Here is an 11,635-nt window from a genome sequence, read left to right as displayed (position 1 = left end):
CTCCATTCGCGCAAACTAGCGGCGGAATGAAAAGTCGTGACGGAAAATCCAACTCAGAAGTGGGGCGTGTGATGCGAGACAAGGAAGAAAAACGCGTCGACAGCGGCCGCCGTACCTGGCTGATTGCGACATCCGTAGCAGGTGGCGTGGGAGGCGTAGCCACCGTCATACCTTTCGCGGCGTCGCTTGCGCCGTCCGCGAAAGCGAAAGCGGCCGGTGCTCCGGTCGAGGTCGACATCAGCGGCCTGAAGCCCGGCGAGATGGTCACCGTGCCGTGGCGCGGCAAGCCGGTCTGGATCCTGAACCGCACCGACGACATGCTGGCCGACGTCGTCAAGGCCGACAAGGAAGTGGCCGATCCGACCACGAAATCCCCGTATTCGATGCCGTTGCCCGCGTATTGCGCGAACGAATATCGCTCGCGGGCCGATCGCAAGAACATTCTCGTCGTGATGGCCGTGTGTACGCACCTCGGCTGCACGCCTAGCCAACGCTTCACGCCGGGTCCGCAGCCGAACCTGCCGGACGACTGGCCGGGCGGTTTCCTGTGCCCGTGCCACGGTTCGACCTACGACCTCGCCGGCCGCGTGTTCAAGAACAAGCCGGCGCCTCAGAATCTCGACATCCCGCCCTACATGTTCACGTCGGCGACGACCCTCGTGATCGGCAAGGACGAGAAAGGAGAAGCGTGATGGCTGCCGACAACAAAGAAGTCTCCACGACAGGTCTCACCGGCTGGATCGATCAGCGCTTCCCGCTCACGTCCACCTGGAAGAAGCACGTTTCCGAGTACTACGCGCCGAAGAACTTCAACTTCTGGTACTTCTTCGGCTCCCTCGCGCTGCTCGTGCTCGTCAACCAGATCGTCACGGGCATCTTCCTGACGATGAACTACAAGCCCGACTCGCTGCTCGCGTTCGCGTCGGTCGAGTACATCATGCGCGAGGTGCCCTGGGGCTGGCTGATCCGCTACATGCACTCGACCGGTGCATCGATGTTCTTCGTCGTCGTGTACCTGCACATGTTCCGCGGGCTGATGTACGGGTCGTATCGCAAGCCGCGCGAACTCGTGTGGATCTTCGGTTGTGCGATCTTCCTGTGCCTGATGGCCGAGGCGTTCTTCGGCTACCTGCTGCCGTGGGGCCAGATGTCGTTCTGGGGCGCGCAGGTGATCGTGAACCTGTTCTCGGCAATTCCGTTCGTCGGCCCGGACCTGTCGTTGTGGATCCGCGGCGACTACGTCGTGTCCGACGTCACGCTGAACCGCTTCTTCGCGTTCCACGTAATCGCGATTCCGCTCGTGCTGGTCGGCCTCGTGGTCGCGCACCTCGTCGCACTGCACGAGGTCGGGTCAAACAACCCGGACGGCATCGAGATCAAGGCGAAGAAGGATGCGAACGGCATTCCGCTCGACGGCATCCCGTTCCATCCGTACTACTCGGTGCACGATTTCTTCGGCGTCTGCGTGTTCCTGATGGTGTTCGCGCTGATCGTGTTCTTCGCGCCGGAGATGGGCGGGTACTTCCTCGAGTCGAACAACTTCGTCCCCGCGAACCCGCTGCAGACGCCGCCGGAAATCGCGCCGGTCTGGTACTTCACCGCGTTCTACGCGATGCTGCGCGCGACCACCGACCCGTTCAAGATCGTGCTGATGATCGTGATCGCGCTGCTCGGCGTGCTCGCGCTGATTCGCGCGCGCGGCAAGTGGAAGATCGGCCTGCCCGTGCTGGCCGCGGCGATCGTCGTGTTCATGTTCCTGACGGAATCGAAGTTCTGGGGCGTCGTGGTGATGGGCTCGGCGGTGATCACGCTGTTCTTCCTGCCGTGGCTCGACCGCAGCCCGGTGAAGTCGATCCGTTACCGGCCGCTGTTCCACAAGGTGTTCCTCGGGATCTTCGTCGCGGCGTTCCTGACCCTTGCGTTCCTCGGCACGCGGCCGCCATCGCCGGCCGCGACGCTGATCGCGCAGGGCTGCGCGCTGATCTACTTCGCGTTCTTCCTCGGCATGCCCGTCTGGACGCCGCTTGGCACGTTCAAGCAGCCGCCGGAGCGGGTGCGCTTCAAGCCCCATTAATGTGAGCGAGGAGAGAACGACATGAAGAAACTGCTTTCGACGCTCGCGCTGATCGGGGCGACGGCCGTGGCGCTGCTGGCGGCGCCGGCCGTGCGCGCGGAAGGTAATTTTCCGCTCGACCGGGCGCCCGATAACACGGAAAATCTCGTTTCGCTTCAGCACGGCGCGCAATTGTTTGTAAACTATTGCCTGAACTGCCACAGCGCGAACCTGATGCGCTACAACCGTCTGACGGATCTGGGCATATCCCAGAAGGAGATCGAAAAGAATCTCCTGTTTACGACCGACAAGGTCGGCAACACGATGTCCGTCGCGATGCGGCCCGAAGACGCGAAGAACTGGCTCGGCACCTCGCCGCCCGACCTGTCGGTCGAGGAACGGGCGCGCGGCCGCGACTGGCTGTACACGTATCTGCGGAGTTTCTACCGCGACGATACGCGGCCGACCGGCTGGAACAACGCGGTGTTCGAGAACGTCGGCATGCCCCATGTATTGTGGCAACTGCAGGGGCAGCGCACTGCCAAATTCGAAGACAAGACGGACGAGGAGACGGGCGAGAAGGTCCACACGCTCGTCGGCTTCCAGCAGGTCACGCCGGGGACGTTGTCGTCGCCGGACTATGATGCTGCCGTGGCCGATCTGGTGGCCTATATGACATGGATGTCCGAGCCGGCCCAGCAGACCCGCAAGCGCCTCGGCGTGTGGGTGCTGGTCTTTCTCGGTGTCCTGACTTTCCTGGCCTGGCGGCTCAATGCCGCGTACTGGAAAGATATCAAGTAAACACGCCTGACCGGCGTGGGGCCGGCGCAAGGCGGAACCCGTGAAAGGGGTTGCGCCGCGTGCCGGCCCTCGGCTTTTTTGAGGAAACGCAAATATGATGGTTCTGTATTCCGGCACAACTTGCCCGTTCTCCCAGCGTTGCCGGCTGGTGCTGTTCGAGAAGGGCATGGACTTCGAGATCCGTGACGTCGACCTGTTCAACAAGCCGGAAGACATCTCGGTGATGAACCCGTACGGTCAGGTGCCGATTCTGGTCGAGCGCGACCTGATCCTGTACGAATCGAACATCATCAACGAATACATCGACGAGCGCTTCCCGCACCCGCAACTGATGCCGGCCGACCCGGTGCAGCGCGCACGTGCTCGCCTGTTCCTGCTCAACTTCGAGAAGGAACTGTTCGTTCACGTCAGCACGCTCGAGAACGAAAAGGGCAAGGCAGCGGAGAAGAACCACGAGAAGGCACGCCTCGCGATCCGCGATCGCCTGACGCAGCTCGCGCCGATCTTCGTGAAGAACAAGTACATGCTCGGCGAGGAATTCTCGATGCTCGACGTCGCGATCGCGCCGCTGTTGTGGCGTCTCGATCACTACGGCATCGAGCTGTCGAAGAACGCTGCGCCGCTGATGAAGTACGCCGAGCGGATCTTCAGCCGTCCGGCGTATATCGAAGCACTGACGCCGTCCGAAAAGGTCATGCGTCGTTGATGGTGCAATGAGTGCATGACGGAGCGGGCGGCGCGGCGTGCCGCGTGCCCGCTCCGGGTTCGAGGATTGTGATGCAAGAGATTTCAACGAAGCCTTATCTGCTGCGCGCGCTGTACGAGTGGTGCACCGATAACGGTTACACGCCGCATATCGCGGTGAGGGTCGACAACTCGACGCGCGTGCCGCGTCAGTTCGTGCGTGACGGCGAGATCGTGCTCAACATCAGCTTCGAGGCGACGAGCCAGCTGCAGATGGGCAACGAGTGGATCGAGTTCACTGCCCGGTTCTCCGGGAAGGCGCACAAGATCGAGATTCCGGTGGCCAACGTGCTCGCGATTTACGCGCGGGAGAACGGGCAAGGGATGGCGTTCCAGGTCGATGCGGTGGCGGGCGAGGGCGAGGATTCGGGCGCGTTCGAGGACGATGCCGAGCAGGCCGACGATGCGCGTCGCGACGAATCGCCCGCGGTGCTGACGCCGGTTGCGGATCATGGCGCGAACGAGGAGCCGTCCGAGGGTGCCGACGAGCCGCCGAAAACCGACGGCGATGGTTCGAAAGGCGGCAGCAGACCTCGCCTCAAGATCGTGAAATGAGGTAGAATCTCGGGCTTACGCCGGCTTAGCTCATCTGGTAGAGCAGTTGATTTGTAATCATCAGGTGGCGGGTTCGAGTCCTGCAGCCGGCACCAAATAAATCAAGGGGTTACGTGAATTTCACGTGACCCCTTGTGCTTTCTGGGTGTTGAAAAGTACATTTTCGGTACAGTCAGCTCTCAGAACAGGTACATGGCGACCATCGTCAAGACGCCTTCCGGTACGTGGAAGGCGGTCATTCGCCGGTTCGACTGGCCGACCACGGCCAAGACCTTCCGCACCAAACGCGATGCCGAGGACTGGGCGCGCCGGACGGAAGACGAGATGGTCCGAGGTGGGTACGTATGTCGCGCGCCGTCCGAGAAGCTGGCCGTCGCCGGCGCGCTGAAGCGCTACACGGAAGAGGTCTCGGTAACGAAGAAGCCGACTACCCAGCGTAGCGAACGCTTCACAGCCCAGCACCTGGAGCCGTTCTTCGGGACGTATTCGATGGCAGCCGTCAGCGCAGACCTGGTCGCTAAGTACCGCGATGCGCGGTTGGCGGCGGGCAAGTCGAACAACACGGTTCGCATTGAGCTCGCGATGCTGGGCCATTTGTTTCGAACGGCGATTCAAGAGTGGAGCATCGGCTTGGCCTTCAATCCGGTTGCCAATATCCACAAGCCAAGCCCGGGGACCGGACGCGATCGTCGTCTTAGTTCAGATGAGCAGCGGCGGTTATTTGCGGCTGTGTCAGCTCACAGCAATCCGATGCTGGGTTGGATCGTGAGCTTGGCTGTGGAGACCGGGATGCGGTCATCCGCGATCACAACGCTACGCCGCTCACAGCGGCAGCATGCCAACTTGGCCCGAGGATCTGAAAACACTACGAGGCTCGGTGGCCCTACCAGCTCGGGCAAGGTCATAGACTGGTTGGCCGCTTGACAAGAGTCTTTTGTCAGCACGCGCTGGACCAATCAATAGTGGCATTTCGCAATTTCCTTGGCCTATGAACAAGTTTGCAGCTGTGACTGCGGTAGCCCTCACCGTCATCTATCTAGCCGGAGATGCGGGCCGACAAAACCCAAAGATCAACGCCTTTCTCGAGCACATTGAAAACGGGTACGGATCGATCAATGACACGCTCAAGGACGCAAAAGTCATTGATGGCTTATTGGTGCTCCGCAAGCTGTACGGCGCGATCGCTATTGCCGCGTTCGCTCTGTTCTTCATCTTTCCAAAGGTGATCGGTCCCAGTGTTCAGGTCGCGGGACTCCTCTCGACCGCTGGTCTCACCAGCATTTTCGCGTGGCTTTCGATCAAGTGGTGTCTTAGCCACAAGAAGGCTGCGGCCGAGTTCGGGTCTCAAGTCGCGCTGCTCGTTTGTGGGCCGCTGGTCTTAGGCATTGCTGATCTGGTCCTCAAGACCCCTTTCACTCAGGCGCTTGTTGAGCCCCTGTATCGCATGCCGCCGCCATTCGGCACCATGATTCCGCACTTCACGAATCCACTTGCAATTGGCGTAATGTTTTCGCTGGTGTTTGCATGCGTTACCGCCGCACTCTATGTCGTCATGTGGGTAGCGGCCTTGCCGACGACGGCTGCCTCGGCGGCACTCGTCTTGTTGCCGGTGGTTTTCGCGCGGTTCATTCACCTCTTCGCTCCTCGCAAGGCGTTCATGGGCTTTGCTATTGTGCTTGCGGTGATTGCAACCTACTGGGCGGCATATGCTTAGGCGGTATTGGGCGGCCCTCGTCGTTGTGCGGTCCACAAATTCACCGCCAAGCTCCAGCATCTGGGTCCCATCGACCCTTGGCACCTTCCGGCAGCGCAAGGTTGGCGATGACGGGGGCGAAGAAGCGTCGTAGCTCCTCCTGCAGGTCCGCGAAAGGTGGGGGTTGAAGGGTTGGCGGGTTCCGGCGCAGGAAGCCGCTCCAATGACCGCGATCCTCGGCGATCTTCGTGAACGTCTCTGTAAGGCCTACCGGCATTTCGGTTGGGATTGCAGTCTCGCGGCGCCGAAGTGTTCCGCTGATTGCTTCGACCAAGGTGGGCATGTCGAAAGAGAACGTGCGGATCACGACCCACATGTCGTGAAAATCCTTGGCTCTTCCGTTTGCTTCCCCGAAACGAATCATGGCTTCGAACTTTTCGGCGACCACGGTCTCTGGCGGATACATCAGGATATTTGCTGCAGGCAGATCTTGCAGAAGGCTAGGGAAGGTGTGGTACCTCGGCGGCGGGTAGACATAATCGCCAAAGCCAATATCCACCTGTACGTGGATTATCGCCTTGGCTAGTTCACCCTTTAGGCTTAACTGAACGCCCTGATACTTGTCGGCTTCACGCACAGGTTCGATCTTTAGGGTGGTCGGGTCGAAAACGAGGCCGTCGTCGGGGGCTTCGACTTGGCAGATGCGGGTGAAGAGTTCGGTAATTGCAGCAGGGTCCGGGTCACCTTGGCCGAGTAGGTCGAGGTCGCCAGAGGGGCGGAAGATGTGCTCGGGCCAAGTCACGAATAGCATGCACCCTTGAGCACATAGCGCTGGGCAGCTTCTGTCTGGCTGAGTCGGAAGAGGAGGCGTTCGATTGCATAGCGCGTCAAGACGCGCTGATAGAGGTCGCCATGCTGCTTGGCGTGACTGAGCAGTCGCGCCCTGATCGATGCTCCAGAATTCTTAGGGGGCGTCATCTTCATTGCATCGCCTTGATGTAGGGCTCCATCCGTTTGGTAACACGGTCGATGGCCGCGTATTTCATCAGTTCGCTCGCGGTGGTTTTCCTTTGCTGCAGAGCGTCTCGAAGCGCCTCTATGGCGACGTCTTCGCCGACATGACGGCGATGCTTGAAGCAGTCGGCGATGGTTTTAGCGATGCCGTAGATCGGCACATCGACCCCCTCTACGCGGATATGCTCGACGCCCGCAACCAGGACTTCGCTGGTGGCGCGAACGATCTCAAGCCTCAGTCCCTGAATGTTCGGTGTCCTAGCCTTGTGAGGGATGGTCATCCATACTGCGTGCGGCAGTTGGGTGGTCAACTCATAGTGTCGAAGTGCGCTGACTAGGCTGATAACGCCGTTTGGCACGAGGCGTGCAGCTTCGGCTAACTCATGAGCGATGTCTTCCCCGACACGCTCTGGGTCTTGATAGAGGCCGCGGCCAAGGCGGACCAAATCGCCGGAGTCAGTCAGGCGCTTCAGATAGGCAAGAGGGATGTCCGCCGCCTTGAAGTCGCGTGCGCGCGCAATCCCTCGGTCTCGGATGAGCCGAAGCGCGCGCTCGCGATGAGTCATATGACGTTCGGGCATGGTGTTACCCATTGTCGGCAAAAATGCGAACTTGTCAACATAAAGGCGAGGTTGCCACGTTTGTGCTGATGTCATATATTTTATATGACCATGGCTCAGCTAAATACCCCCTCCGATCTCACGCCTAAGCATGTCCGGGCTGCCCGCGCGCTCTTGGCGTGGTCCCAACAGGATCTAGCCAAGGCAGCCAGTGTGGCTACCTCCACCGTGGCTGACTTTGAAAGAGGCCACAGGACCCCGGTCGCCAACAACGCTCAGGCTATTCGCGGCGCGCTCGAGAGGGCGGGCATTTGTTTTCTGCCCACCGGGGCCGTGATCGGGCCAGCTATTCCCCGCATCGCACCGGCCAAGCGCCCAAGCACTCCAATTCGATGGGTGGATGCGGAAGATCTTTCGAACTGGGCCGATCGAACCGATGGCGTTTTCAGCCTGCCGACCCTCCTTGCCCAACTGATACGCGGCGCCGCCCATGATCCAGCTGCTCGCCTGCGCTTTCCCTCCGACGAGAGCGTGCGGCATCCGGGCTGGGACGGCTACACCTCAACCGACGTCGAAAGCGCTTATGTACCGAAGGGCGACGCCGGCTGGGAGATCGGTAGTCAGCGCAGCAACATCGCGCAGAAAGCGACGGAGGACTACCAAAAGCGGACAGCGAAACCCGGGGCGCTCGATCCCGCCAATGCAGCCTACGTCTTCGTCACTCCCCGTCGCTGGCCCAAGAAAGACGAATGGGCCAAAGCTAGACAGGACGAAGGCGTTTGGCGAGAAGTCCGCGCCTATGACGCCGATGACCTCGTCCACTGGATCGAACAAACACCCGCTGTCGGGCTTTGGCTGGCCACCCGACTGGGGAAGCGGCCCGACGGCATACGAGAACTCGACGACCTCTGGGAGGAATGGTCACTCGCGACCCAATGGCCCCTGACGGAAGACCTAGTCCTTAGCGACCGGGACCAAGACGCCGCTGAAGTCCTGCGCTGGCTGCGTGGCGAGCCATCTGTGCTCTCGCTGCAGGCGACCACGACAGATGAGGTGGTGGCATTCTTTCACGCCACCCTCAGCACGCTGCCGGACGACGTAGCGGCAACCTATCGGGCCCGCTGCCTTGTGGCGACTTCTGTCGCCAGTGCCCGAGCACTGGCGAATGCGCCTGCACCCTTGATCCTGGTTCTGACCGAGCCTGAACCCGGTCTAGCTGCGACTCTTGTGGGCAGAGCACACTATGTGTTGCAGGCCTATGACGATCGGCCAGTGGCGCGCGGCGAAGTTCGCACCCTTGCGGCTCCCTCGCGTGAAGGAATTGCCAGCGCTCTAATCGCAGCCGGGATCACCGAGCTTCGGGCTAATGCGCTGGCTCGCGATAGCGCTCGCAACCTCGCCGTCCTTCGCCGTCTCATCCCGGGCGCGCCGGGGCGTCGTCCTCGCTGGGCACAGGAAACGCCGCCACGTGCTTTGCTGGCAGCGCTGCTGGCCGGCGGTTGGGACGAGAACGTTGAGGCCGATCGAGTGCGGCTCGCCGAGATCGCAGGCGAGCCTTATGAGGCTGTCATCGCTACGCTGACCTCCTACGTCGGTAGTTTCGACAGCCCGGTGCAGAAGATCGGATCGACCTGGCGCATCGCTTCACCGGTTGACGCGTGGTTCTCGCTCGCGCCGTACCTGACGAGCATCGATATCACGCGCTTTGAGGCCGCTGCACACACAGTGCTCGGTTCTGCGGACCCACGCTTCGAGATGGCCCCCAGCGACCGCTGGATGGCGTCCGTGCAAGGTATTCGTCAGATCTATTCGGGGATGCTGCGCCACGGTATAGGGCAGGTGTTGATCCTGCTTGCTCGATGGGGTGAGGAAGTTCGTACGGTCTCCGACGCGGCACGGCGTGCCGATGCCATCGTCGACAAGCTGCTCCGGAATGCCGACCAGCAACGGTGGTGGTCACTCTCACGGGATTTCCGGCTACTGGCCGAGGCATCGCCCAAGGCTTTCCTGGGCGCGATCGAGGACAGCCTTGATCAGAACGCCTCCTCCATCCGTGCTCTGTTCAGCACTGACGACGGAGGCCTGTTCGGGACAGAGCATCTTTCGGATTTGCTTTGGGCGCTTGAGTCTTTGGCTTGGTCGCCAGAACTGATGCCGCGCGTGACCCATGTCTTGGCCCGCCTCGACGCTATCGACAACCCACCTGGGAGGTACGCGAACCGGCCAGCGGAAAGTCTGCGCAAAATTCACCTCCTCTGGAACCCTCAAACCTATGCGACGCTCGACCAGCGGCTTCGGGCTCTCGACCTGATTCGAAAGCAAGAAAGCGAGGCTGCGTGGAAACTGATGCTCGGCGTTCTGCCTAGAGGCCACGACACGTGCACGCCGTCACCCATGCCGCGATGGCGCGACTTCACGATCGACAAGGTCGAGGCGGTGACCTACGGCTTGATTGGGCGCGGCGCGGCGGCGATCACTGAACGGCTGCTTGCGGATGTAGGTGTGAACGCCTCTCGCTGGTCGGCCCTTCTTGATAGGTTCGCGGATCTAGCGCCGGACGCAGAAGCCGGACTCTCGACGCTGGAGGCAGTGGAACTGAAGATCACTGCCAAAGCCGATCGCGCGGTGCTTTGGAAGAGCCTGCGGCAAGTTCTGCACCACCATCGACAGTTCCCGGACGCCGGATGGTCTATGCCGACAGAAGTCCTGGATCGGCTGGAAGCCATCTACGACCGCTTTGCGCCACTCGATCAGCTTGAGCGCGCTGCTTGGCTCTTTGAGCAACCCGTCGCTCTGCCCAAACCTTCGACGGCGGGCTGGGAGGCGCAGGAGCGCGACGTCGACGTCGCCCGACAGCAGGCAGCGCATGCACTCTTCGCTGAGGGTGGCGTGGCAATTGTCATGGCACTTGCGCGCCTAGTTGACACCGCCGGTTACCTAGGCAAAGCGCTCTACGACAGCGGACTTTCTGAGTCCGACCTCGATGCGCTTGTAGAAACAGCGCTTCAGAGCGACAACGCTCGTGAGCGGGATGTAGCCCACGGCCTAATTGTTTCCGCTTTCCGTGATCGAAAGGAGCCCTGGGCGGCGGCCTTGATCGCCAAAGCTAAGGGCGAGGGTTGGGGTGACGTCGCACTGTTGACGATCCTGCGCGCTCTACCGGTTCAACGCTGGACGTGGGAGCAAGTCGCCAAGGCCGGCCCGGAAATCGAAGATACCTACTGGCGCCGAGCGCCAGTGTTTTGGGTAGGCGAAGACGGCGACGAAGTTGCTTTCACCATCCGCAAACTGATTTCTGTCGGTCGAGCGCGCCATGCGCTGCCTTTGGCAAGCCGCGGTGGCAAGGTTCATCTGCCGTCAAGCCTGCTCGTTGAGGTACTGTGGGAGGCGGTGCACCAACCGTTCGAAGACAGCGACGATACAAATAATGCAACTATGTTCCAGCATTACGTCGGCGAGATCCTCCAAGTTCTGGATGCGCGCATTGATGTGGACAAGAACACCCTGGTTGACCTCGAGTGGGCCTATCTACCGCTTCTGGAGCATTCGCGTCGGCCGGTAAGGGTACTGTTGGATGCGCTTTCGGAGCAGCCCACGCTATTCATCCAGATGCTAAGTGCGGTGTTCAAGCCGAGCGAGGAGAGTGGGGTTGCCGATGTCGAATCGGAGAACCCGGAGCATGCCCACGCCGTTGCCAATCAGGCTTATCGGCTGTTAGAGCTCTGGGACCGCCTGCCTGGCACCCGTGACGACGGCACGATCGATGGCGAGATTCTGAAGGCCTGGATAAAGGAAGCACGTTCACTTGCTAAAGCGGCTGGGCGGGAGGATGCCGCCGACGACCGGATCGGGAAGATGTTGTCGGCCTCTCCAGTAGGTGCTGACGGCAACTGGCCAGCCGAAGCGGTGCGTGACGCAATCGAGTTGTTTCACAACAAGGCACTGATTGAAGGCTTCTGGATCGGAAAGAGTAACCGACGCGGTGTCACAACACGGATGCCACGCGATGGAGGGAATCTCGAGCGCCAGGAGGCTGCGAAGTATCGCAGATGGGCGAAGGCGATTGGCTACGAACATCCACACACCGCGAAGGCCCTCGACACCCTGGCGGACAGCTATGAAGACCAAGCGCTTCGCCATGACGAAGACGCAGAGCGTCTGGACTGGAAACACTAGAGTCGTGGTGGCAGCACGAAAGCCGTTCTCTCATCGTCG

General features: G+C 60.9%; 10 protein-coding genes, 1 tRNA gene and 1 pseudogene. 9 read left to right on the top strand and 3 right to left on the bottom strand.

Going from position 1 to position 11,635, the window contains the following annotated elements:
* Window positions 1–71 precede the first annotated feature (71 nt).
* The 8 genes and pseudogenes from petA to HW466_RS24340 all read left to right on the top strand — a co-directional run bounded on the left by petA (window position 72) and on the right by HW466_RS24340 (window position 5,867).
* On the top strand, window positions 72–692 hold the full coding sequence (gene petA, locus HW466_RS24375; RefSeq protein WP_009691892.1) for a ubiquinol-cytochrome c reductase iron-sulfur subunit: 621 nt from the start codon (window positions 72–74) through the stop codon (window positions 690–692).
* Window positions 692–2,074, top strand: coding sequence for a cytochrome b (locus HW466_RS24370; RefSeq protein WP_059543788.1), 1,383 nt, complete (start codon window positions 692–694; stop codon window positions 2,072–2,074). The genes petA and HW466_RS24370 overlap by 1 nt, the downstream gene beginning before the upstream one ends.
* 21 nt (window positions 2,075–2,095) lie before the next feature.
* Window positions 2,096–2,854: a cytochrome c1 gene (locus HW466_RS24365; protein ID WP_059449800.1), complete on the top strand. Its 759-nt coding sequence runs from the start codon at window positions 2,096–2,098 to the stop codon at window positions 2,852–2,854.
* Window positions 2,855–2,948: 94 nt separating this feature from the next.
* The gene (locus tag HW466_RS24360) at window positions 2,949–3,560 is read left to right on the top strand and encodes a glutathione S-transferase N-terminal domain-containing protein (protein ID WP_006400565.1); all 612 of its coding nucleotides are present in this window, start codon (window positions 2,949–2,951) and stop codon (window positions 3,558–3,560) included.
* 71 nt (window positions 3,561–3,631) lie between these two features.
* A complete protein-coding gene (locus HW466_RS24355) occupies window positions 3,632–4,153 on the top strand; it encodes a ClpXP protease specificity-enhancing factor (RefSeq protein WP_059449799.1) in 522 nt (173 codons plus the stop codon).
* A 19-nt stretch (window positions 4,154–4,172) separates the two neighbouring features.
* A tRNA-Thr gene (locus HW466_RS24350) sits at window positions 4,173–4,248 on the top strand.
* Between the two features lie 97 nt (window positions 4,249–4,345).
* A pseudogene (locus HW466_RS24345) lies at window positions 4,346–4,981 on the top strand (site-specific integrase); the annotation flags it as partial.
* Between the two features lie 160 nt (window positions 4,982–5,141).
* On the top strand, window positions 5,142–5,867 hold the full coding sequence (locus HW466_RS24340) for a hypothetical protein (protein ID WP_151004139.1): 726 nt from the start codon (window positions 5,142–5,144) through the stop codon (window positions 5,865–5,867).
* A gap of 40 nt (window positions 5,868–5,907) precedes the next feature.
* On the opposite strand, the gene HW466_RS24335 is transcribed toward HW466_RS24340, so the two are convergent.
* The 3 genes from HW466_RS24335 to HW466_RS24325 are packed head-to-tail and all read right to left on the bottom strand — an operon-like array spanning window position 5,908 to window position 7,441.
* Entirely contained in the window at window positions 5,908–6,657 is a 750-nt protein-coding gene (locus tag HW466_RS24335) for a nucleotidyl transferase AbiEii/AbiGii toxin family protein (protein WP_151004141.1), read from the bottom strand.
* Window positions 6,645–6,830: a hypothetical protein gene (locus HW466_RS24330; RefSeq protein WP_151004143.1), complete on the bottom strand. Its 186-nt coding sequence runs from the start codon at window positions 6,828–6,830 to the stop codon at window positions 6,645–6,647. Before HW466_RS24330 ends, HW466_RS24335 begins: the two co-directional genes overlap by 13 nt.
* Window positions 6,827–7,441, bottom strand: coding sequence for a type IV toxin-antitoxin system AbiEi family antitoxin domain-containing protein (locus tag HW466_RS24325; RefSeq protein WP_203385198.1), 615 nt, complete (start codon window positions 7,439–7,441; stop codon window positions 6,827–6,829). The genes HW466_RS24330 and HW466_RS24325 overlap by 4 nt, the downstream gene beginning before the upstream one ends.
* Window positions 7,442–7,525: 84 nt before the next feature.
* Between HW466_RS24325 and HW466_RS24320 the strand changes: the two genes are divergently transcribed.
* Window positions 7,526–11,596: a helix-turn-helix domain-containing protein gene (locus HW466_RS24320; RefSeq protein ID WP_151004145.1), complete on the top strand. Its 4,071-nt coding sequence runs from the start codon at window positions 7,526–7,528 to the stop codon at window positions 11,594–11,596.
* Window positions 11,597–11,635: the final 39 nt, after the last annotated feature.

The organism is Burkholderia territorii (assembly GCF_902833055.1).
Lineage (GTDB): Bacteria > Pseudomonadota > Gammaproteobacteria > Burkholderiales > Burkholderiaceae > Burkholderia > Burkholderia territorii.
This window is presented reverse-complemented; position numbering and strand designations above follow the sequence as displayed.